The organism is Actinomadura sp. NPDC047616 (assembly GCF_040642915.1).
Classification (GTDB): Bacteria; Actinomycetota; Actinomycetes; order Streptosporangiales; family Streptosporangiaceae; genus Spirillospora; species Spirillospora miaoliensis.
This window is the reverse complement of record NZ_JBEYTB010000014.1, coordinates 223,158-244,629: the sequence shown is the minus strand read 5'-3', so window position 1 is coordinate 244,629 and position 21,472 is coordinate 223,158. Positions and strand designations below refer to the sequence as shown.

18 protein-coding genes are annotated in these 21,472 nt (G+C 72.8%); 11 read left to right on the top strand and 7 right to left on the bottom strand.

Features of this window, described 5'->3' with window-relative positions:
* The first annotated feature begins 886 nt into the window (after window positions 1-886).
* Together raiA and ABZ801_RS30290 are read left to right on the top strand one after the other, a co-directional pair.
* Window positions 887-1,552, top strand: coding sequence for a ribosome-associated translation inhibitor RaiA (gene raiA / locus ABZ801_RS30295; RefSeq protein ID WP_360704208.1), 666 nt, complete (start codon window positions 887-889; stop codon window positions 1,550-1,552).
* A gap of 273 nt (window positions 1,553-1,825) precedes the next feature.
* A complete protein-coding gene (locus ABZ801_RS30290; RefSeq protein WP_344954975.1) occupies window positions 1,826-2,542 on the top strand; it encodes a response regulator transcription factor in 717 nt (238 codons plus the stop codon).
* A 392-nt stretch (window positions 2,543-2,934) separates the two neighbouring features.
* Here the strand turns inward: ABZ801_RS30290 and ABZ801_RS30285 are convergent, their stop codons facing one another.
* Entirely contained in the window at window positions 2,935-3,309 is a 375-nt protein-coding gene (locus ABZ801_RS30285) for a hypothetical protein (RefSeq protein ID WP_360704205.1), read from the bottom strand.
* 572 nt (window positions 3,310-3,881) lie between these two features.
* Between ABZ801_RS30285 and ABZ801_RS30280 the strand changes: the two genes are divergently transcribed.
* Complete coding sequence (locus ABZ801_RS30280; RefSeq protein ID WP_344954408.1) at window positions 3,882-5,060, top strand: crosslink repair DNA glycosylase YcaQ family protein; 1,179 nt, start codon at window positions 3,882-3,884, stop codon at window positions 5,058-5,060.
* 26 nt (window positions 5,061-5,086) lie between these two features.
* Here ABZ801_RS30280 and ABZ801_RS30275 read toward each other — a convergent pair whose 3' ends face one another.
* On the bottom strand, window positions 5,087-5,437 hold the full coding sequence (locus tag ABZ801_RS30275; RefSeq protein WP_360704202.1) for an HGxxPAAW family protein: 351 nt from the start codon (window positions 5,435-5,437) through the stop codon (window positions 5,087-5,089).
* Between the two features lie 183 nt (window positions 5,438-5,620).
* Here ABZ801_RS30275 and secA point away from each other — a divergent pair, with 183 nt between their 5' ends.
* Entirely contained in the window at window positions 5,621-8,485 is a 2,865-nt protein-coding gene (gene secA, locus ABZ801_RS30270) for a preprotein translocase subunit SecA (RefSeq protein ID WP_360704216.1), read from the top strand.
* A gap of 255 nt (window positions 8,486-8,740) precedes the next feature.
* Here secA and ABZ801_RS30265 read toward each other — a convergent pair whose 3' ends face one another.
* The 3 genes from ABZ801_RS30265 to ABZ801_RS30255 all read right to left on the bottom strand — a co-directional run bounded on the left by ABZ801_RS30265 (window position 8,741) and on the right by ABZ801_RS30255 (window position 11,862).
* Window positions 8,741-9,337, bottom strand: coding sequence for an Rv3235 family protein (locus ABZ801_RS30265; protein ID WP_360704199.1), 597 nt, complete (start codon window positions 9,335-9,337; stop codon window positions 8,741-8,743).
* A gap of 338 nt (window positions 9,338-9,675) precedes the next feature.
* Window positions 9,676-11,091, bottom strand: a complete 1,416-nt coding sequence (locus ABZ801_RS30260; protein ID WP_360704196.1) for a PTS transporter subunit EIIC — start codon at window positions 11,089-11,091, stop codon at window positions 9,676-9,678.
* A gap of 30 nt (window positions 11,092-11,121) precedes the next feature.
* On the bottom strand, window positions 11,122-11,862 hold the full coding sequence (locus tag ABZ801_RS30255) for a GntR family transcriptional regulator (RefSeq protein WP_360704193.1): 741 nt from the start codon (window positions 11,860-11,862) through the stop codon (window positions 11,122-11,124).
* A gap of 343 nt (window positions 11,863-12,205) precedes the next feature.
* On the opposite strand from ABZ801_RS30255, the gene nagA reads away from it, so the two are divergent.
* From nagA to ptsP, 7 genes are read left to right on the top strand one after another with little or no spacing between them, the layout of a single operon-like run.
* A complete protein-coding gene (gene nagA, locus ABZ801_RS30250; protein ID WP_360704190.1) occupies window positions 12,206-13,387 on the top strand; it encodes an N-acetylglucosamine-6-phosphate deacetylase in 1,182 nt (393 codons plus the stop codon).
* Window positions 13,384-14,427 carry an SIS domain-containing protein gene (locus ABZ801_RS30245; RefSeq protein WP_344954421.1) on the top strand — a complete coding sequence of 348 codons (1,044 nt, stop codon included), beginning with the start codon at window positions 13,384-13,386 and terminating at the stop codon, window positions 14,425-14,427. Before nagA ends, ABZ801_RS30245 begins: the two co-directional genes overlap by 4 nt.
* A 57-nt stretch (window positions 14,428-14,484) precedes the next feature.
* Window positions 14,485-14,718 carry a PTS glucose/sucrose transporter subunit IIB gene (locus ABZ801_RS30240; protein ID WP_344954423.1) on the top strand — a complete coding sequence of 78 codons (234 nt, stop codon included), beginning with the start codon at window positions 14,485-14,487 and terminating at the stop codon, window positions 14,716-14,718.
* A 17-nt stretch (window positions 14,719-14,735) separates the two neighbouring features.
* Window positions 14,736-15,185, top strand: coding sequence for a PTS glucose transporter subunit IIA (locus ABZ801_RS30235; RefSeq protein ID WP_344954425.1), 450 nt, complete (start codon window positions 14,736-14,738; stop codon window positions 15,183-15,185).
* Window positions 15,176-15,931: an HAD family phosphatase gene (locus tag ABZ801_RS30230; RefSeq protein ID WP_360704186.1), complete on the top strand. Its 756-nt coding sequence runs from the start codon at window positions 15,176-15,178 to the stop codon at window positions 15,929-15,931. The genes ABZ801_RS30235 and ABZ801_RS30230 overlap by 10 nt, the downstream gene beginning before the upstream one ends.
* 2 nt (window positions 15,932-15,933) lie before the next feature.
* Window positions 15,934-16,206, top strand: a complete 273-nt coding sequence (locus ABZ801_RS30225) for an HPr family phosphocarrier protein (protein WP_344954429.1) — start codon at window positions 15,934-15,936, stop codon at window positions 16,204-16,206.
* Window positions 16,199-17,914, top strand: coding sequence for a phosphoenolpyruvate--protein phosphotransferase (gene ptsP, locus ABZ801_RS30220; RefSeq protein ID WP_360704183.1), 1,716 nt, complete (start codon window positions 16,199-16,201; stop codon window positions 17,912-17,914). The genes ABZ801_RS30225 and ptsP overlap by 8 nt, the downstream gene beginning before the upstream one ends.
* A 91-nt stretch (window positions 17,915-18,005) precedes the next feature.
* Here the strand turns inward: ptsP and ABZ801_RS30215 are convergent, their stop codons facing one another.
* Window positions 18,006-19,685 carry a glycoside hydrolase family 3 N-terminal domain-containing protein gene (locus ABZ801_RS30215; RefSeq protein ID WP_360704180.1) on the bottom strand — a complete coding sequence of 560 codons (1,680 nt, stop codon included), beginning with the start codon at window positions 19,683-19,685 and terminating at the stop codon, window positions 18,006-18,008.
* A gap of 592 nt (window positions 19,686-20,277) precedes the next feature.
* Window positions 20,278-21,435: a BadF/BadG/BcrA/BcrD ATPase family protein gene (locus ABZ801_RS30210; RefSeq protein ID WP_360704177.1), complete on the bottom strand. Its 1,158-nt coding sequence runs from the start codon at window positions 21,433-21,435 to the stop codon at window positions 20,278-20,280.
* Window positions 21,436-21,472 lie beyond the last annotated feature (37 nt).

Here is a 21,472-nt window from a genome sequence, read left to right as displayed (position 1 = left end):
CGGACTTGGCCACTGCGGCGTCCGCCTTCGCTTCAGTTGTCGTCATCAGGTGTCACTCCTTGATCAGGAGTTACACCGAAAACCGTACAGTCCCCACCCGAGGCCGGAGCGTGGTGAATGTTCCGAGCGCTGGCAGCTTGTTGCGAGTAGTGACCCGGGGAGGGCGGTCGGGGATTAGTGGACGCGGGGGAGCGGTCGAGTGTGTATGGGGGCTTGTGGGGCGGGGGTGGTGAGAATCTTCGTGAGGTGGGTTGAACCGGTTGGTAGTTGCCGAGCGTAACTAGGGATGGTTCGGCTTGGCGTTGGTGGCCGGATTGTTTGGGTTATTTGGGTCACATCGAGTTGCGGGATGGGGACGGTCTTTGAAGTCTCACCGTCCCGTCAGGTCGGCGTGACCTGCTCGATCGGATCGGGGCGGAGGCCCTGTGGGGTCGGCGGATCACGGGTCGTGAGCGCTCCCCGCGGGCGTTCGCACACGCCGGAAGGAGGTCCCGCGATGACGCACCGTGAGTATTTCCTGCCGCCACCCCCCTGACATTCGTGGCGTAAGGGGTTAGCGTTCCTGACATGGCACCCGCCCGGGTCCGTGGTTGCGTCGGACCGCGGTGCTCGTCGCGAGCACGTCCGCCGGTCCGGCTAGCCGATGCCAGGCGCAGGCGAAACGGCCCACGTAAGGCGACTTCTCGTCGACCGATCACGGTGCGCCTTAGAGGTAAGTCCTGCCCCGTCGGGGGGTCCGACATCCCCCGAGCAGGGAGAAGGGGAGTAGTGGCGAGAGCGCCGCGAGACCCTCAGCAGGCGGATGTGGGGACGAAGACCAGGTCGGCCGGGCGGGTGCGACCCCGACAACGCGAGTCCGTCATCTCCGGGAGAAGGGGGGTCCCGCGTGGACATCATCGTCAGGGGCCGTCATACCGATGTCGACGACAGGTTCCGACGGCATGTCGACGGCAAGCTGGCCAAGATCGAGCGACTGAACCAGAAGGTCATCCGGGTGGACGTGGAGGTCTCCCAGGAGCGCAACCCGCGCCTGGCCGACCAGCGTGAGCGGGTCGAACTCACGATCCGGTCCCGGGGGCCTGTGATCCGCGCCGAGGCCGCGGCCGAGGACCGTTACGGAGCCCTCGACGTGGCCATGGACAAGCTGGAGAACCGGCTGCGCCGGCAGAGCGACCGGCGCAAGGTGCACCACGGCAGCCGCGCCCCCGCGAAGCTCGCCAAGATGGAGCCGCTGCCCGAGCCGGCGGGCCCGCCGCTCGCCGAACCAGGGTCCGTCGCCACCACGGCGGCCGCCGAGCCCGAGACGCGCCGGGAGGAGCCGGCCGAATCACACGAGAACCTCGTCCCGATTCCCATGGAGGGCGACGGCCCGCTCATCGTGCGCGAGAAGTTCCACCGGGCCGAACCGATGGGCATCGAGCAGGCCCTGTTCGAGATGGAGTTGGTGGGGCACGACTTCTACCTCTTCCGCGACAAGTCCACCGGCCACCCCTCCGTGGTCTATCGGCGGCGCGGCTGGGACTACGGAGTCATCCGCCTTGTCGAAGAGTGATGCGGCACTTGCGGCACGTCACCGGCCAGGGCATGTCATGATCTAGAAAGGCGTAACTCAGCAAGCCGCGGACGCGGTGGTCCGGGGCGAAGGGCACGCGCGCCACGCGTGCCCGCTGCGCGTGGCTCGCGCCCCGCGCCGCATCGCCCGGGGCCACCGCCCCGCGGAACCCTCCGGAAGACCAGATCGCTGACAGTGAAGGGGGGAAGCGGCGTTCTCCTGCACGCCGCGACTCAGGTGAGCGAGAATCCCGAGGCTCGCGGCGCCGCCGCGGTGCCCCGTCAGGCCGCGGGCGGCGGCGGCAGGGGCGACGCGCAGGGCCCCGCCGACCCCATCCGCGTGCTCATCGTGGACGATCACGCGTTGTTCCGGCGCGGCCTGGAGATGGTGCTGCAGGACGAGCCCGACATTGAGGTCATCGGCGAGGGCGGGGACGGTCACGAGGCGGTCGAGATGGCCGGCGACCTGCTGCCCGACGTCGTCCTGATGGACATCCGCATGCCCCGCCGCAGCGGCATCGAGGCGTGCACGGCGATCAAGGACGCGGCGCCCAGCGCGAAGATCGTGATGCTGACCATCAGCGACGAGGAGGAGGACCTCTTCGAGGCGATCAAGGCCGGGGCCACCGGTTACCTGCTCAAGGAGATCTCCATCGACGAGGTCCCCCAGGCGGTGCGCGCGGTGCACGGCGGCCAGTCGCTGATCAGCCCGTCCATGGCCTCCAAGCTGATCACCGAGTTCGCGGCGCTGGCCAAGCGCAGCGAGGAGCGGCAACAGCAGGTCCCCGCACCCCGGCTCACCGACCGCGAGATGGAGGTGCTGCGGCTGGTCGCCCGCGGCCTCGGCAACCGGGAGATCGCCCGCGAGCTGTACATCTCGGAGAACACCGTCAAGAACCACGTCCGCAACATCCTGGAGAAACTGCAACTGCACTCCCGCATGGAAGCGGTCGTCTACGCCGTACGGGAAAAACTCCTGGAAATCACCTGAGGCAGGCCCGCGCCCACGGACGGCCCCAGGTCAGCCAGCGGCAGCATGCCGTCAGCCCGCAGGGCCAGGTCAGCCGGCGGCGGCCAGGTCAGTCCGCTAGGGCAGGTCAGTCGGCCGGGCAGGTCAGTCCGCTGGGGCAGTCTGTCGGCAGGGCGCACTTCCCGGCCGAGGCCGACACATCCCGTTGAAGACCCGAAGTCAGTCAGTCGCTGGGACAGACCCCGCCGAGAGACGGCTCACCTACATCATCACCGTCAGTAGGTGTTTGCCGAGTCAGTCGGCGGGGGGCGTGCAGTCAGTTTCGCAGGGCCAGGTCAACCGGCTGTGGCTATGTCAGCCGGTGACGGCGTAAAGGTCTCTGCGCAGGGCCGGGTCGGCTGGCGGCGTGCAGGTCAGTCGGCGGCCTGCAGGTCTCTCCGCAGGGCCAGGAGGCCCAGGGTTGCGTAGCCGCCTGTGATCGCCGCCAGGCCCGCCGCCGATCGGCGCGGTACGTCCCCGCGAACCAGGTGGGCGACCCCGGCCGCGGTGTCGCAGACGTCCACCACCAGGCAGAGCCTGCGCCAGCGTCGCCGTGCCGGCGGATCGCTCAGCAGGTAGCCCAGGCCGAGCGCGAGGGCCCTGCTGCCGAAGACCCGGATCATGTACCTGAGCTCAGGCGTCTCCCGGTCGCCCATTCCCGCCAGCTTCACGTTGAGACCGGGTGCGGCCAACGCCAGCGCTCCCCAGACGACGCGGCCGCTCGCAGCCGCTTCCAGTAGGCGTTCCATGCCGCGACCCTGCCAGCCACGCGGCCGTGGATCGATTACGCGAGACGTAAGGCACCGCGCGACCGAAAGATCCGTGCGCACGGCACCATCCCGTCGATCGCGGCGCTGCCCGCCCCCACCGGGAGCCAGCAGGCCGGGGTCCGCGCACCCCCGCCGCCCGGCCACAGAGGACGGCCGCCGATGAGACGACGCGCAGGTCCGGCCGCGCCTCTGTCGGACGGTGCGGCGGATGACGCGCGGGTCCGGCCGGCGCCCCCCGTCCGGCCGGGCCCCGTTGGGCGGCGGTGTGGCGGGATGGCGGCCGGGTCCGGGCAGTCCCCCCCGTGCGGCCGAGCTTCCGTTGGGCGGCGGTGTGGCGGGATGGCGGCCGGGTCCGGCCAGTGCCCCCGTCCGACCGAGCCTCCATCGGACGGTGCGGCGGGACGACGGCCGGGTCCGGCCAGTCCCCCGTGCGGCCGAGCCTCTGCTTGCGGGTTGTTGGGCGTGAGGCTAGCGGGGTGGGGCGGGGGTCGGGGTGGGGAGAGGTCACCGGCTATCTGGGTTTGTCGGTGTTTGGGGTTAGCATCGGGCGGGTGACGGACATCGACATCAGTGCGGACGAGGTGCGGCGGCTGCAGCTTCGGGCGCAAGGGCTGCTCGGGACGGACGGCAGGCGCGGCGGTGTGCCGGGGGTTCTGCGGCGGCTGGGGGCCGTCCAGCTGGACACGATCTCCGTGCTCGCGCGCTCCCACGAGCTGGTGCCCTACGCGCGCCTCGGGCCGGTCGGGAGGACGGCGGTCGAGGAGGCGTACTGGGGCGACGGCACCGGATTCGAGTACTGGGCGCATGCGGCGTCCGTGCTGCCGATGTCGGAGTGGCCGTTCTTCGCCTTCAGGCGGCGCGCGTTCCGCCGCCGGGGGTGGCGGTGGCACAAGGTGCCCGAGGGCGTGTGCGACGACGTGCTCAAGCGGTTGCGCGTCGACGGGCCGCTCACCACGAAGGAGCTGGGCGGCGCCAAGTCGGGCGGGGACTGGTGGCAGTGGAGCGACCACAAGATCGCCATTGAGTGGCTGCTGGACATCGGCGAGGTCGTGTGCGTCCGGCGGGTCGGCTGGCGGCGGGTGTACGACCTGGCCGAACGCGCCGTCCCCGCCGACCTGCTGGCCGAGGAGCCGGACGACGAGACGTGCCTGACCCGGCTGGTCGCGCACGCCGGGCGGGCCCTGGGCGTGGCGACCCGCGCGGACCTGGCCGACTACTTCCGGATCAAGGCCGAGCAGGTCGACGCGGTGGTCGAGGCGGCCGGCCTGGTGCCCGTGCGCGTGGCGGGATGGCGGAACGGCGCCTGGGCCGACCCCGAGGCGCTCTCCGCCCCGGCGCGCGGACGGCACGTCACGACGCTGCTGTCCCCGTTCGACTCACTGGTCTGGGACCGGGCCCGCACGTCCCGCGTGTTCGGCTTCGACCACCGGCTGGAGGCCTATGTGCCGAAGGCCAAGCGGGTCCACGGCTACTTCACCATGCCCGTGCTGGCCGGGGGACGGCTCATCGGGCGCGTCGACCCGGCCCGCGAAGGCACGACCCTGGTGGTCCGTCAGGCGTCGCTGGAGCCATGGGCGACCCGGACGGCCGCCCGTACGGAGTCGTCCGTCGCCGCCCTGTGCACGGCGCTGTGGAACGCGGCGGACTGGGTCGGCTGCGACGCCGTACGCGTCGAACGCATGAACCCAACGGAACTTCTCGGTAACGTCAACGCCGGCCTGGCGCGGTAGGCGCGCCGGGTAAAAAATCGCGCCGGTCAGCCGTGGGGGGTGCGCTGGCTGTCGGTGCGGACGGGCTTGTCCAGGGTTTCGCCGGCCAGCCCGCCGCGGCGCTTGTCGGTGCGGGTGCCGAAGACGGAGTAGTCGACGATCTCCGGGATGACCCGGGGCGCGTCCACCACCACGTCGGAGAAGATGTGCACCATCCCGCCGACGACGAAGCCGACCACCACGATCCCCACGCCGACCCAGAACCCGACCCAGGCCGGGCCCATGCACAGGGCGAATCCGCCGACCAGGAACCCGGTGATCATGATGCCGACCGCGACCCACGAACTGGGCCGTCCGGCATGCGAGCCGTGCCCCTCCTGCGGTTGTCCTTCCGTCATCGAACGCCTCCCCTCGGGTATGCCGAGACACCTTCCTCGGGACGGAAAGGTCAAACGGAGTGCGCGCTGGATTGCGTCGTGGAGTGACCTAGACCATCCTGAGACTCGCCTACGATGGCATCGTACGTGTGGTGTGCGTGCCGCCGAGCGGCGGTGACCCACGATCTGCAAGGAGCCTTGAGAGTGCCACCGGTCATCGACAAGATTCTTCGTGCGGGCGAAGGTAAAACCCTGCGCAAGCTCAAGAAGCTCGCGGATCAGGTCAACTCCATCGAGGAGGACTTCCTCGAGATGAGTGACGCCGAGCTGCGCGAGCTGACCGACAAGTATCGGGAGCGCATCGCAGACGGCGAGTCCCTGGACAACCTGCTGCCGGAGGCGTTCGCCACCGCCCGCGAGGCGGCCCGCCGCGTGCTCGGCCAGCGGCACTTCGACGTGCAGGTCATGGGCGGCGCCGCGTTGCACCTGGGCAACATCGCCGAGATGCGGACCGGTGAGGGCAAGACGCTCACCGCGGTGCTGCCGGCGTACCTGAACGCGCTGTCCGGCGACGGGGTGCACGTCGTCACCGTCAACGACTACCTGGCCAAGCGCGACGCCGAGTGGATGGGGCGCGTGCACCAGTTCCTCGGCCTGGAGGTCGGCGTCATCCTCCCGCAGATGACGCCCGAGGAGCGGCGCGCCGCCTACAACGCCGACATCACCTACGGCACCAACAACGAGTTCGGCTTCGACTACCTGCGCGACAACATGGCCTGGAGCCTGGAGGAGTGCGTCCAGCGCGGCCACAACTTCGCGATCGTGGACGAGGTCGACTCGATCCTGATCGACGAGGCCCGGACCCCGCTGATCATTTCGGGGCCGGCCGAGCAGAACTCCAAGTGGTACACGGAGTTCGCCAAGATCGTGCCGCGGCTCAAGCGCGCCGAGCCGATTCCCGGCGAGGTGGACAAGTACGGCCCGGGCGACTACGAGGTCAACGAGAAGAAGCGCACGGTCGGCATCACCGAGTCCGGCGTGGAGAAGGTCGAGGACTGGCTCGGCATCGACAACCTCTACGACTCGGTCAACACCCCGCTGGTCAGCTTCCTCAACAACGCGCTGAAGGCCAAGGAGCTGTTCAAGCGCGACAAGGACTACGTCGTGATGAACGGCGAGGTCCTGATCGTGGACGAGTTCACCGGCCGCATCCTGCACGGCCGCCGGTACAACGAGGGCATGCACCAGGCCATCGAGGCCAAGGAGGGCGTGCCGATCAAGGACGAGAACCAGACCCTCGCCACGATCACGCTGCAGAACTACTTCCGCCTGTACAACAAGCTGTCCGGGATGACCGGTACCGCCATGACCGAGGCGGCCGAGTTCAACAAGACCTACAAGATCGGGGTCGTGCCGATCCCGACCAACAAGCCGATGGTCCGCAAGGACGTCCCGGACGTGGTCTACAAGACCGAGCAGGCCAAGTTCGAGGCGGTCGTCGACGACATCGCCGAGCGGCACGAGAAGGGCCAGCCGGTGCTGGTCGGCACCACCTCGGTGGAGAAGTCCGAGCGGCTGAGCAAGATGCTCAAGCGGCGCGGCATCCCGCACCAGGTGCTGAACGCCAAGCACCACGAGCAGGAGTCGGCGATCGTCGCCGAGGCGGGCCGCAAGGGCGCGGTCACCGTGGCCACCAACATGGCCGGTCGCGGTACCGACATCATGCTCGGCGGCAACCCCGACTTCCGCGCCGACCTGGAGCTGCACCAGCGCGGCCTGTCGCCGCTGGAGACGCCCGAGGAGTACGAGGCGGCCTGGCCGGAGGCGCTGGAGAAGGCCAAGGAGGCCGTCAAGGGCGAGCACGAGGAGGTCGTCGAGAGCGGCGGCCTGTACGTGCTGGGCACCGAGCGGCACGAGTCGCGGCGCATCGACAACCAGCTGCGCGGCCGGTCCGGACGTCAGGGCGACCCGGGCGAGTCCCGGTTCTACCTGTCGCTGGAGGACGACCTGATGCGGCTGTTCAACTCGGCCCGGGTCGAGGCGATCATGACGCGCCTGAACATCCCGGACGACGTGCCGATCGAGTCCAAGATCGTGTCCAACGCGATCAAGTCGGCGCAGGGCCAGGTCGAGCAGCAGAACTTCGAGATGCGCAAGAACGTCTTGAAGTACGACGAGGTGCTCAACCGGCAGCGGCAGGTCATCTACGCCGAGCGCCGCAAGGTGCTGGAGGGCGCCGACCTGCACGAGCAGGTCCGCAACATGATCGACGAGGTCGTCGAGGGCTATGTCGCGGGCGCCACCGGCGAGGGCTTCGCCGAGGAGTGGGACCTCGACAAGCTGTGGAAGGCGTTCAAGCAGCTGTACCCGATCTCGTTCAGCGTCGAGGACCTGACCGAGGAGATCGGCGGCGACATCTCCAACCTGGACGCCGAGACGCTGGCCGAGCGGGTCCGCAAGGACGCCCAGGCCGCCTACGACGCCCGCGAGGAGGAGCTCGGCGCGGAGGTCATGCGCGAGCTGGAGCGCCGCGTCGTGCTGTCGGTGCTCGACCGCAAGTGGCGCGAGCACCTGTACGAGATGGACTACCTGCAGGAGGGCATCGGACTGCGGGCCATGGCGCAGCGCGACCCGCTGGTGGAGTACCAGCGGGAGGGCTACGACATGTTCAACGCGATGCTCGACGGCATCAAGGAGGAGTCGGTCGGCTACCTGTTCAACCTCGAGGTCGAGGTCGAGGAGCAGCCGCAGACGCCCAAGGTCGGCGCCGCCCCGGTCGAGGTGTCCAAGACCGCCCCGGCCGAGGGAGCCCAGGAGGAGGCCCCGGCGGCCGAGGAGGGCGAGGAGGCCGAGCACGAGGCGCCCGCCATCCGCGCCAAGGGCCTGGAGAAGCCGCAGCGCCCCAAGAAGCTGGACTACTCCGCGCCCACCGTCGACGGCGAGGGCGGCGTGGAGCACCACAGCGAGGAGGCCGCGGACCCGTACGAGGGCGTCGGCCGCAACGACCCCTGCCCGTGCGGCTCGGGCAAGAAGTTCAAGCGCTGCCACGGCGACCCGCGCAACAAGTAGCCCGCACGACCTGACAGCGGCCTCCCAGGCACCCGCCCGGGAGGCCGCTGCGCGTTCTCGGCACTCCCGAGCGCGGCCTAGGCCACCTTGGGCCTCACGACTCCCTTCCCACGCCGGACGCGGCGGGCACGCAGGTGACCGAGGCGAACGCGCTCGGCCGCCGCGACGAGCCGGAGATGTCGTGACATCGTGCGTCCCGCGGGCGGCCCGGATGGAACGGGTGGGACGGGCCATCCGGGCGATGGCCGGTTGCGGTCAGGTGCCGCGGCGACGGGGCGGATTCGCGGCGCGCGGCTGCGGTCTCTTCGGGGTGCGCGGACGTGGCGTCGGCGGTGAAACCGGCGCAGGAGGCCGCGGGCGCGAGGTGGTGGACCTTCCCGCGCGTTGGGGCGGAGTGGTCGTCTCCAGGGCGGTGCATCGCCAGCGACCCCGGTGGCGTTCGAGGCGGAGGGCGAGGGCCTGGACGTGACCGGCGAGGACGACCACGGCGCCGGTCTCGGCGACGTCCGGGGCGGGTTCCTGGAGCCAGGTCGTCAGGACGCGCGGTGGCGCGGTGCGGGCGCCGGAGGCGAGCGGGAGCGGGTGGGCGGCCAGCACGTGGCAGACCTCCGGGGCGGCGCGGCGGGACAGGTGGTGCAGGGTGCGCGTCCCCGCCAGGACCTCGGTGACCAGGTGGACGATGGCGGCGGCCGCGCCGCGCAACTCTTCCTGGGGCGGGCGTTCGGCCAGGTGGAGGGGTGCCCGGTCGCGGCCGCGGGCCGGGGGCGCGGCGGCGCGTACGGGACGTGGGCCGGGCTCGTGAGTCCAGCGGAGGGCCAGGGCGCCGTCGGTGGGGCGGAACTGCTCGCGCATGGTGGTCTCCTCGTGTCGGGGCGCCCGGAGGGGAAGGGCGCCGACTACAAGGAGCCGCGGACGGTCCGTCTGATACGTGCTGGCCGGATGCGGTCAAGGGGCCAGCCCCGGGCGGTGCCCTCGGCCTCGCCGCGCTTCGCGACACCCCGCCCGCGAGCCCTGGCGCGAGCGGGTGCCCCCAGGAGGGGCGGGCGGCCTGGGAGACGGCGCGGGAACGAGAAAGGCCGCGTGGGAGACGGGGTGTGAACGAGAAAGGCCGCGGCGGCGGGCCGTCGAGCCCGCCGCCGCGGCCGGAGTCCTCCTGAGGGCGGGAGGTGGGAGGACTCGTCAGAAGGTGACTACGACGTGCTGGTCTCCGCGGCGTCGCCCTTCTTCGAGCGGCCCGCCTTCTTGCCCGAGCCGGCCAGTTCCGGGGAGGCGGCGGGGTCGGCCGCGGCCGACTCCTCGCCCTCCGGTTCGCGGCCGGGGGTGGGGATGTTCATCTTGCGGATCAGGAAGCTGAACAGCAGGTAGTAGATCGCCGCGTAGACCAGCCCCATGATGATCAACGCGAGCAGGTTGTGGGTGTTGTCCTTCGAGCCGTTGATCAGCATGTCGATGCCGCCGGCGGAGAAGCTGAAGCCCAGTTTCATGTCGAGCGCGTCCGCGACGGCCATGGAGACGCCGGTGAGCAGGGCGTGCACGCCGAACAGGACCGGCGCCACGAAGATGAACGCGAACTCGATGGGCTCGGTGATGCCGGTGACGAACGCGGTCAGCGCGGCGGAGAACATGATGCCGCCGACGGCCGAGCGGCGGTGCGGCGGCGCGGCGCGCCACATGGCCAGCGCGGCGGCGGGCAGCGCGAACATCAGGACCGGGAAGTAGCCGGTCATCGACCAGCCCGCGCCGTCGGCGCCGTTGAGGTAGCAGTTCAGGTCGCCGGCGTAGGTCTTGCCGTTGACGGTGCACTCGGGGATCTGCGTCCAGACGACGTTGTTAGGGATGTGGTGCAGGCCGAGCGGCAGCAGCAGCCGGTTGATCACGCCGTAGACGCCCGCGCCGATCGTGCTGTTGTCGGCCATCCACTCGCCGAAGTTGGTGAGCCACTTGCCGAGCACCGGCCAGACGAAGCCGAACACCACGCCGAGGATCATCGCGGTGAACGCGGTGATGATCGGGACGAACCGGCGGCCGCCGAAGAACGCCAGCCAGGTCGGCAGCTTGATCCGGTAGAAGCGCTGGTAGAGCAGGGCGGTGACGAGCCCGATGACGATGCCGCCGAGCACCCGGGTGGGGTTCTGGGCGGCCAGGTCCAGCACCAGGTTGGGCTTGCCCGGGTTGTCCGGATCGAACAGCTGCTTACCGATCTTGGCCTTGAGGTCGTCGTCGAACCGGACGAAGAAGACGTTCATGCTGACGTAGTGGAAGACCATGTAGCCGACGACGGCGGCCAGCCCGGTCGAGCCGTCGGACTTCTTGGCGAATCCCACGGCGACGCCCACCGCGAACAGCAGCGGCATCCAGTCGAACAGCGCGCCCCCGGCGCCGGAGAAGACCTGCGCGACCCGGTCGGCGCCGGAGAAGCTGATCCACGGGTCGGCCGCCTTGTCGGTGCCGATCACGTCCGGCTGGCCGAGGCGCAGGAGCAGGCCGGCCGCGGGCAGGACGGCGATCGGCAGCATCAGGCTGCGGCCGATGCGCTGGAGGACGGCCAGGGCGGCCGACCCGCGGCCTGGTGCCGCGGTCCCGCCCACTGCGGTTGTGGAACTCATCGGGTTTTCCTCCTTGTAGCCGGGGGAGTGCTACGTGCGCGATGGCGGGTTTCCGAGGGACGTGCGGATCTGGTAGCGGTCGGCCCGGTAGGTCGACACGCCCAGTTCCGCGCACACGCCACCGGTGTAGGAGCGTCGCCGCAGGAGCAGGACGGCGCTGCCGCGGGGTATCTGCAGGTGACGGGCCTCCGTGGCGTCGGCCACGGCGGCGTCGATGGTCTGGTCTCCGGCGTCGAACACCACGCCGTAGACCGCCTCCAGGACGCCGTACAGGGAACGGTCGGCCAGCCGCCGGTCGAGCAGGTCGGGAGCGAGCGAGGCCAGGATGTGCGCCCGCTCCAGCGCCATCGGCTGGCCGTCGGCGGTGCGCAGCCGTTCGATGACGTGGACGCGGGTCCCGGTCTCGACGTTGAACAGCCGCGCCAGGTGGGCATCGGCGGCGATCGTGCGCCGGTCCAGGTCGACCGCGCCCGGCCGCAGCCCGCGGGCCAGCATGTCCTCGGTGAACGAGACCAGCCGCAGCGGCATCTCGATCTTGGGTCGGGCGACGAAGGTGCCCTTGCCCGGCACCCGGTACAGCCGCCCCTCGGAGACGAGCTGGTCGACGCCCTGCCGGACGGTCATCCGGGACAGCCCGTACCGGACGCACAGCTCGCGCTCGGACGGGATCGGCGCGTCCACCGGCAGCTCCGCCGACTCGATCAGGTCGAGCAGGATCGCCCGGAGCTGGAAGTACTTCGGGACGGGACTGTGCGGGTCGATGGCTGTCACGTGGTCGTCGTCCTCGGGGTCCGGAGCCGGATACCTAGGTACGTACTGGTCTAGGCCGGACTAGACCACAGCATTAAACGTCATGTCAATGCACAGATGGATAACGGCCGGATTAAGCCAGAACATTGCGAAACTGCAGGTCAGCCCCCATGGCGGCCGTCGCCGGGCGATCTTGGCGGGCCCGTCCGGTGCGGCGGCTCGTCCGGGAGAGCGGCCGGGGCCGTTCCCGGAGACTTGCCCCCGGCATCTTCGCTCTGTCCGTTTGGTGGAGTATGGTGACGACTGGTCTAGTCCGGACTAGACCAGTCCAGAGCGCCGTCACCTCCGCACGGAGAGCACCCCCATGGCAGCACTGCTCCTCGCCGCGAAGAACCTGATCGCCGCCCCCGACGGCGACGGTCCCACCCGCCTGCTGTCCCCGGGATACGTCCGCGTGGCGGACGGCGTGATCACCGAGGTCGGCGAGGGCGCCCCGCCCGCACCGCCGGACGTGGACCTGGCCGCCGGCACGCTCGCCCCCGGCCTGGTCGACCTGCAGGTCAACGGCTACTTCGGCCACGACCTGGCGGACGCGGACGAGGCCGGCTGGCACGAGATCGTCCGGCGGCTCCCCGAGACGGGCGTCACCGCGTTCCTGCCCACGTTCATCACCGCGCCGGTCGCGACGCAGGCCGAGGCGCTGCGCCGCGCCCGCGACCTGCTGCCCGCCCTGCCGGACGGAGCCCGCGTGCTGGGCGTCCACCTCGAAGGGCCGTTCCTGTCGGCCGAGCGCAAGGGCGCGCACAACGCCGACTGGCTCGCCGACCCCACGCCCGAGGCGGTCGCGACCCTCCTGGAGACCGGCCTGGTCAAGCTGGTCACCCTCGCGCCCGAACGGGACGGCGCGATCGAGGCGATCGGGACGCTCGTCGAGCACGGCGTGCTGGTCAGCGTCGGGCACAGCGACGCGACCGCCGAGCAGGTCGCGCGGGCCGCCGACGCGGGCGCCCGCAAGGTCACCCACATCTTCAACGCCCAGAGCGGCGTCCACCACCGCGAGCCCGGCGTCGCCGCGCAGGCGCTGGCCGACCCGCGGCTGCACCCCGGCCTCATCCTCGACCTGCATCACGTGTCGGACGTCGCGGCCCGCGTGGTGTTCGCGGCCGCCGCCGGACGGGTCGTGCTGGTCACCGACGCGGCGGCCGCCGCGGGCATGCCGCCGGGCACCTACGACCTGGGCGGCGAGCCGATCGAGCTGCCCGCCGAGGGGCCGCCGCTGCGCGCCGACGGCACGATCGCCGGTTCGGCGCTGCGACTGGACGCCGCGATCGGCAACGCGATCGCCCTCGGCGTCGACCCGGTCACCGCGGTCGACGCCGCCACCCGCGTCCCGGCCGACCTGCTCGGCCGCCCCGACCTCGGCCGCGTCGCACCCGGCGCGGCCGCCGACCTGGTGTGGCTCGGGCCCGACCACCGGGCGCGTGCCACCTGGGTCAAGGGGCACATCGTTTTCCAAGGGCGCAACGTGTTCCAGGGGGGTTCATGACCACCAGCCGCATGCGGGCCGAGATCGGCGACCAGCCGGACGCCCTGGCCCGCACCATCGAGGCGTTGCTGCCGCGCATGTCCGATGTCGGCCTGCTGGCCCGGGGCACCCGCCAGGTGCTGTTCATCGCGCGCGGGTCGTCCGACAACGCCGCGGTGTACGGGCGGTACCTGGTGGAGTCGCACACCGGACGGCTCGCCACGCTCGCCGCGCCGTCCATCGCCACCGCCTACCGCAGCCGCGTCGACCTGTCCGGCGTGCTGGCCGTGGCGATCAGCCAGTCCGGCAAGACCGAGGAGATCGTCGAGACCCTGGAGTGGGCGGCGTCCTGCGGCGCCCGCACCGTCGCGGTCACCAACGGCGCCGCGTCCCCGCTGGCCGAGGCCGCCGAGGTCGCGCTGGTCACCGAGGCCGGGGACGAGCTCGCCGTCCCGGCCACCAAGACCTACACCACCCAGCTGGCCGCGCTGGCGGTGCTGGCCCTCGGCCTCGGCGCCGAGGTCGACCAGGCCGACCTGCGCCGGGTGCCGGACGAGGTGGCGCGGCTCATCGCGGTGACCGAGGCGGCCGAGGCGCTGCCCGCGATCGTCGCGGAGCTGGCCGCGGTGCAGGGCGCGGTGGTGTCCGGACGCGGCATCGCGTTCGGCACCGCGCTGGAACTGGCCCTGAAGATCAAGGAGGCGTGCTACCTGCACGCCATGGGCCTGTCGTACGCCGACCTGCTGCACGGCCCGATCGCGGTGGTGGACGACAGGACGCCCGCCCTGCTGGTCGCCGCCGGTTCCGGGCCGACCCTGGCCGGCACGGTGGCGCTGGCCCGCCGGGTGCGCGGGGCGGGCGCCCAGGCGTACGGCATCGGCGGCGGCGAGGGGCTGGCCGACGCGTGCTCGCGCGCGCTGCCGGGCCCCGACCTGCCCGAATGGGTCGCGCCGCTGGGGCTGATCGTGCCGGGGCAGCTGCTGGTGGAGGCGCTGGCCCGGGCGCTCGGCGTCGACCCCGACGTGCCTCGCGGGCTCAACAAGGTCACCCAGACCGACTAGCGGACTCCCCCGGGTCCGCCAGGTTTCCCCGGGATCATCCAGGAAAGGGACGAGCGGATGGACAAGGCCGAGGCCATCATCGCCGCGCTGGGCGGCGCCGACAACATCGACGAGATCGAACCGTGCGCCACCCGGCTGCGCACCGTGGTCTCGGACGCGGACCTGGTGAACGAGGCCGGGCTGAAGGCCGCGGGCGCGTTCGGCGTGATGCGCAGCGGAAACGTCGTGCAGGTGGTGGTGGGGCCGGAGGCCGACACCATCGCCAGCGACATCGAAGACCTGCTGGACTGACCCCCGGGAGCCCCGCGATGACGCGAGTTCTGTCACCGGTCGGCGGGCGCGTCGTCGGCCTGGCCGGAGTGCCCGACCCGGTGTTCGCGCAGGCCATGGTCGGCCCCGGCACCGCCGTCGATCCCGAGCGCGCGCCCGGTCAGGCCATCGCCCCGGTGACCGGCACGATCGTCAAGCTGCACCCGCACGCCTACGTCGTCGTCGACGACGAGGGCCACGGCGTGCTGGTGCACCTGGGCGTGGACACCGTCCAGCTCAAGGGCGAGGGGTTCGAGCTGCTGGTCGCCGAGGGCGACGCGGTCGTGGCGGGGCAGCCCGTGGTGGGCTGGAACCCCGCCGTGATCGAGGCGGGCGGCCGGTCGCCGGTGTGCGCGGTGGTGGCGCTGGACGCCGCCGCCGACGCGTTGTCCGACGTGAGGGAGTCCGGAGCCGTCGAGAAGGGGGCCGAGCTGTTCACATGGCGCTGAGCGACGTCCCGCCCGGTGCCGAGGGGCGCCGCGGCCCGGCGGAGGTCCCGCTGCAAGCCGCGGTGTTCGACCTGGACGGCACCCTGGTCGACACCGAGCCGCGCAACCGCGTCATGTGGGCGCGGCTGTTCCAGGCGCACGGCGCCCCCCACGACGAGGCGCTGATCGCCTCGTTCGCGGGGCGGCGCGGCCTGGAGGTGCTGTCCGAGCTGGCGCACCTGTTCCCCGGCCGCACCGTCGACGAGCTGTTCGCGCAGGTGGTGTCGTACGGCGCCGCGCCGGACATGCCGCCGGTGGCGCCGGTGCCGGGCGCGGTCGAGCTCGTCCGGGCCCTGCACGAGGCGGGCGTGCCGATGGCGGTGGTGACCTCCGCGCAGCGCCCGTACGCCGAGGCCCTGCTGGACGACCTCGGCATCCTGGAGCTCCCGGCGGCGACCGTGACCGCCGGGGACGTGGCCACCGGAAAGCCGGACCCGGAGGGCTTTCTGGCCGCGGCCGAGATGCTCGGCGTGCCGCCCGCCGACGCGGTGGCCTTCGAGGACGCCCCGGCGGGGGTGGCCGCGGTGAAGGCCGCGGGCATGACGTGCGTCGGCGTGACGACCACCCAGCCGGCGCGGGCCCTGGACGGGGCCGACCATCTGGTGGCGAACCTGAAGGAAGTGGAGCTCTCGCCGGGACCCGTCCTGCGGGTGTTCGGGGGCCGACCGCGCCGGGAACCACCCGGGCGCGGTGACGATGAGGAGTAGCTGTGAGCCAGCGCAACGTCAAGATCGAGTCCAAGGTGGGGCTGCACGCGCGCCCGGCCGCGCTGTTCGTGCAGACCGCGGCCAAGGCCGATGTCGACGTGACCGTGGCCAAGCCGGGCGGCGAGCCGGTGAACGCCAAGAGCATCCTGGCGGTGCTGGGCCTGGACGCCCGGCACGGCGAGGAGGTCGTCATCCGCGCCGAGGGCGACGGCGCCGAGGAACTGCTCGACACGCTGGAGGCCCTGCTCAAGCAGCCGGAGCCGGAAAGTGCCTGACCCGACGGCGTCCGCGGGCGGCACGCTGCGCGGCGCGGGCGTCAGCCCCGGTGTCGGCGCCGGTCCGGTACGGGTGGTGGCGGGCGCCGTGCCCGAGCCGCCCGCCGGGTCGCGGCACGGCGGCGACGCCGAGGCCGAGCGCGCGACCGCCCTGGCCGCCCTCGAAGCGGTCGCCGCCGACCTGGAGGCGCGGGCCGTCCGCGCGGCCGACGTCGGCAACACCGACGGCCGCGACGTGCTGAACGCGCAGGCGCTGATGGCCCGCGACCCGGGCCTGGCCGACGGTGTCGCCGCCAGGATCGGCGAAGGCACGGCGGCGGCGCGGGCGGTGTTCGAGGCGTTCGGCACCTACCGCGAGATGCTCGCCGGGGCCGGGGAGTACCTGGCCGCGCGGGTGGCCGACCTGGACGACATCCGCGACCGCACCGTCGCCCGGCTGCTGGGCGTCCCCATGCCGGGCGTGCCGGAGTCCGACGAGCCGTTCGTGCTGGTGGCGCGCGATCTGGCGCCCGCCGACACGGCCGTGCTCGATCCGGCCCTGGTCGTGGCGTTCGTGACCCTGGAGGGCGGCCCGACCAGCCACACCGCGATCCTGGCCCGCACCATGGGCGTGCCGGCCGTGGTGGCGTGCCCGGGCTGCACCGGGATGACCGAGGGCACGCGGGTGCTGGTGGACGGCGCCGCCGGGACGGTGCGCATCGACCCGACCGACGAGGAGGTGCGGGCGGCGCGGGACGCGGCGGCCGCGCGCGCCGCGATCCTGAAGTCGGTGACCGGGCCGGGCGGCACCAAGGACGGGCACCTCGTGCCGCTGCTGGCCAACATCGGCGGCCCGCAGGACCTGGAGGCCGCCGTCGCCAACGGCGCCGAGGGCGTCGGGCTCTACCGCACCGAGTTCCTGTTCCTCGACCGGGCCGCGCCGCCGTCGGCCGCCGAGCAGGAGGAGGCCTACCGCAAGGTCCTGGAGGCGTTTCCCAAGGGCAAGGTGGTGGTGCGCACCCTGGACGCCGGGGCCGACAAGCCGCTGGCGTTCCTGCCGCCGCCCGGCGAGGAGCCCAACCCGGCGCTCGGCGAGCGGGGCCTGCGCATGATGCGCAGCCACCCGGACGTGCTGGCGGAGCAGCTCGGCGCCCTGGCCCGCGCCGCGGCCGGGACCACCGCCAGGCTCGAGGTGATGGCGCCGATGGTGACCGACGCCGAGGAGGCGGCGTTCTTCGCCCAGGCGTGCCGGGACGCCGGGATCGACCACCCCGGCGTCATGATCGAGGTGCCGGCGGCGGCGCTGCGCGCCCGCGACCTGGCCGCCGAGGTGGAGTTCTTCAGCATCGGCACCAACGACCTCACCCAGTACGCCTGCGCCGCCGACCGCCAGATCGGCGGGCTGGCGCACCTGCAGGACCCGTGGCAGCCCGCCGTGCTCGACCTGGTCGCGGTGGCCGCCGGGGCCGCCGCCGACAGCGGCCGGCCGTGCGGTGTCTGCGGCGAGGCCGGGGGCGATCCGGCGCTGGCGTGCGTGCTGGTCGGGCTGGGGGTGACGTCGCTGTCGATGGGCGCGCCGTCGCTGCCGCTCGTCCGGGCCGCGCTGGCCCGGCACACCCTCGACCAGTGCCGTGAGGCCGCGGAGGCGGCCCGCCGGGCGCGCACGGCGCAGCTCGCCCGCGAGTCCGCGCGCGCCCTGCTGCCCGGTCTGGCCGAGCTCGGCCTCTAGCAGGCTCAGACAGGACGCCGGCGCGTCACCCGCCGCAAACGGGTGACGCGCCGGCGTTTCGCGTCGTCGCGGGTGAGGGCGCGGCCCCCGGTCAGGCGGGGCGGTAGGACAGGCCGTGGCCGACGGGCCGCCCGCCCGCCTTCACCGGAAGCTTGCCGGTCGGGTTGATCGCGCCCGTCAGCACCTTGGCGAGCGCCTGGACCGACACCGTCGCCGACGAGTAGGTCGCCAGCGTGGCGGCCGCTCCCTGGGCGGAGTCCAGGTCGTAGGGGCGTCCCAGCGCGGCCACGACGACCGGCTTGGGACCCAATGCCCGCACCCGGGCGGCGGTGGCGCTTCCGGCGTCGACGGTGGTCAGCACCGCGACGTCGGCGGCCTGGGGCGACGCGGCGACCCGCACGCCCTGGCGGCGCAGCGCCGTGGCCAGCGCGACGCTCCTGGGGCCGGTGACGTGGACGGTCTTGTTCTTCAGCGGCAGCAGCCCCCGGTCGTTGCGGACGAGCGTGACCGAGTGCTCGGCGACCCGCTGGGCCGTGGCCCGGTTCGCCGCCGTGCGGACCGACGCGTCCGCGCGCGCCGCGTCGGTGTCGGCGCCCTGGAACAGCCCGCGCTGCTCCTTCATCCGCAGGATGCGGGTGACGGCCTCGTCCAGCCGCTTGCGGGAGATCTGCCCGTTGCGCACGGCGGCCAGCACCGCCTCGTAGGCCACCGGCAGGCTGGGCGGCATGAGCAGCTGGTCGGCGCCGGCGTTGACCGCGCGGACGGCGGTGACGCCCGGCCCGTACCGCACCTTGGCGCCCTGCATCTGCAGCGAGTCGGTGACGATGACGCCCCGGTAGCCGAGGGAGTCGCGCAGCAGCCCGGTCAGCACCGTGCGCGACAGCGTGGCCGGGTCGCCCGACCGGTCCAGGCCCGGCACCACGATGTGCGCCGACATGATGGCGTCCGCCCCGGCCGACACCGCGGCGCGGAACGGCGGCGCGTCCAGCCGCTCCCACTGCTTGCGGGTGTGCCTGATGACGGGCAGGCCGGTGTGGCTGTCGGTGGCGGTGTCGCCGTGCCCGGGGAAGTGCTTGGCCGTGGCGGCGACGCCCGCCGACTGGTAGCCGGCGACCGCCGCGCCCAGCATCCGCGACACCAGCGCGGGATCGGCGCCGAACGACCGTACGCCGATCACCGGGTTGGCCGGGTTGACGTTGACGTCGGCGACCGGCGCGAAGTTCTGGTTGATCCCCACCGCGCGCAGCTCGGATCCGGTGACCCGGGCCGCGGCCTGGGCGTCGGCCGGGCGGCCGGTCGCGCCCAGCGCCATGTTGCCGGGGAAGCGGGTGAGGAACGACGCGCGCGACACCTTGCCCTGCTCCTCGTCCACGCCGAGCAGCAGCGGGATCTTGGACGTCTCCTGCAGCGAGTTGGACAGCGCGGCGGTCGCGCGCGGCGAGCGCAGGTTGGCGGGGAAGTAGATCAGGCCGCCGACGTGGTACCGCTTGATCATCGCCTTGGCGGAGGCGGCGTTCGGGAAGGCGGGGACGAACAGCTGCCCCACCTTCTCGCGCACGCCCATCGCGGCGACGTACCCGGGGATCCAGGCGCCCGTGGCCTGGCGGGAGTTCGGGGACGCGGCGGCCCCGGGGGAGCGGCCCGCCCCGGAGGTTCTGGTGGCGCCCGGATCGTCCTTGTCTCCGGAGTCGCCGCCGCCGCAGCCGGCCAGCGACGCGCCGAGCGCCGTCGCGACCGCCGTGACGAGTGCGAGTGAACGTGAAGCACGCACTGGACCAGGCCCCCCGACGTGGTCTTTCGAATCCGCTTCGTGATCGATCCTGGCGACCGTAACCCGTGCCCGGGGCCGTGTCGACCCGCCGCCGGTCAACGATCTTTTCGGATGCCGTTGATCTCTTGCCCGTGGCGGACGGCCCGCGCCGTCCGGGCGAGGCCGCGTGCGCCCGGGGCGCGCGGCTCGTCCCCACAGGCGATACGAGGGTATGCGCGGCGGCGGTCAGGTCGGGTCCGGGCGGCCTTCGGCGCGGATCCAGCCCGCTTTCAGGGCAGCGTCGGGCCAGGGCATGGCCGTGGTCGCTCTGCGCGTGGCGTCGGGGGAGAGCGCTCGGCGCGGCGATCGGCCGGAAAGAACCGGCGCGGCGCGCTCGCTCGGGATTCACAGGTGGCGCGTCGCGGCCGGAGCGGATCGCTCAGCCGGCGGGCGCTTCGCCGGTCTCAGCGCGAAGTGGCGCAGATGACGCGGGATTTTGCGGCACTCGGGCCCTCGGGTGCTCGCGGGGCTCGTGGGCTCTCGCGGCGGTCCGAAGGGTCGCGGAAGGGTTCGGGACGGGGAACGGCTGTCGGACGGACGGGCGGCCGGCGGATCAGCCGGGTTGCGGCGGCGGCAGCGGGAAGCCGAGGCGGCGCAGGGCCAGCCCGGCCGCCCCGACGGCACCGTCGCCCGCGCTGCGCGGGTCGGCCGCGAACCGGTCGCGCAGCCCGGCCCGCACGGCGTCGGCGACGGGACCGGCCCGCAGCACCGATCCGTGCATGACGACCGGCGCGCACGGGTCCGGCAGGGCCGGGCGCACCGCGTCCACGTCGCGCAGCAGCCATTCAGCGGCCTCACGGGTGATGCGCCGGGCCACCGGATCACCCGCGGCCGCCGCCGCGGCCACGACCGGGCCGAGCCGGCCGAGGGCCGCGACCGGACGGCCGTAGACCTCCTTGATGATGGCCTGGGCGAGCTGCGGGTTCGGCGCGCACTCGGCCGGCGCGCCGGTGGACTCCGCCCGGTCCGTGGGCGGCGGCTCCGCCCTACCGGGCGGCCGGCCGAACGCGGTGTCGTCCAGCACCGCGGTGCCCGACCGGCGGCCGTGTCCCGGCGCACCGGGGGACGGCGCGCCGGCCAGGGCCAGCGTCCGCCGCCGCGGCGCCCGCTGCGGGGCGTCCGCGTTGAGCTCGGCGACCACCGCCGCCCCGAGCAGCGCCCGGGGCACCGACTCGGTCAGCAGGGTGGGGGAGCCGCGGCCGTCGAAGGCGGCCAGCGCCGCCCGTACCGCCTCCTTGCCCAGCCACACCGCCGAGCCCTCGTCGCCGACCAGCCAGCCGTAGCCGTCGGCGCGCTGTACGATCGCGCCGTCGCTGATCACGGCGGCCCCGGCGCCGGTGCCGGAGAACACCACGATGCCCTTGGGCGCGTCGGTCCCGGCGGCGAACGCCACCGCGATGTCCGTGACGACGGCGGGCGCGCCGCGCAGCCCGGCCGCCTGCCAGGCCCGCCGCGCCGCCGTGACGGCGGCGGGACGGCCCGCCGATCCGGCGCCGGCGATCCCGAAAACGCCGGCGAGGATCAGGGAACGGTCCACGGTGCCCAGCGCCTCGTGCAGGGCCGTGGTGAGCGCCCCCGCGGTGTCGCCTCCGGAGTTGGGGTTGGCCCCAGGGCCCATCCCCACTCCGGCGATTGCTCCCCCGAGCGTGAGAACGACACAGCGGGTCTTCGTGCCACCCGCGTCAATACCGATCACGTATGGACCGGCCATATGGGTCAACACATGCCGACGGTAGCCCTTTCTACCG

Coding starts and splice junctions, on each gene's coding strand:
- ABZ801_RS30285 (WP_360704205.1), bottom strand. CDS start 3,309: ATGGAACGCCTACTGGAAGCGGCTGCGAGCGGCCGCGTCGTCTGGGGA.
- ABZ801_RS30275 (WP_360704202.1), bottom strand. CDS start 5,437: ATGACGGAAGGACAACCGCAGGAGGGGCACGGCTCGCATGCCGGACGG.
- ABZ801_RS30265 (WP_360704199.1), bottom strand. CDS start 9,337: ATGCGCGAGCAGTTCCGCCCCACCGACGGCGCCCTGGCCCTCCGCTGG.
- ABZ801_RS30260 (WP_360704196.1), bottom strand. CDS start 11,091: ATGAGTTCCACAACCGCAGTGGGCGGGACCGCGGCACCAGGCCGCGGG.
- nagA (WP_360704190.1), top strand. CDS start 12,206: ATGGCAGCACTGCTCCTCGCCGCGAAGAACCTGATCGCCGCCCCCGAC.
- ABZ801_RS30245 (WP_344954421.1), top strand. CDS start 13,384: ATGACCACCAGCCGCATGCGGGCCGAGATCGGCGACCAGCCGGACGCC.
- ABZ801_RS30240 (WP_344954423.1), top strand. CDS start 14,485: ATGGACAAGGCCGAGGCCATCATCGCCGCGCTGGGCGGCGCCGACAAC.
- ABZ801_RS30235 (WP_344954425.1), top strand. CDS start 14,736: ATGACGCGAGTTCTGTCACCGGTCGGCGGGCGCGTCGTCGGCCTGGCC.
- ABZ801_RS30230 (WP_360704186.1), top strand. CDS start 15,176: ATGGCGCTGAGCGACGTCCCGCCCGGTGCCGAGGGGCGCCGCGGCCCG.
- ABZ801_RS30210 (WP_360704177.1), bottom strand. CDS start 21,435: ATGGCCGGTCCATACGTGATCGGTATTGACGCGGGTGGCACGAAGACC.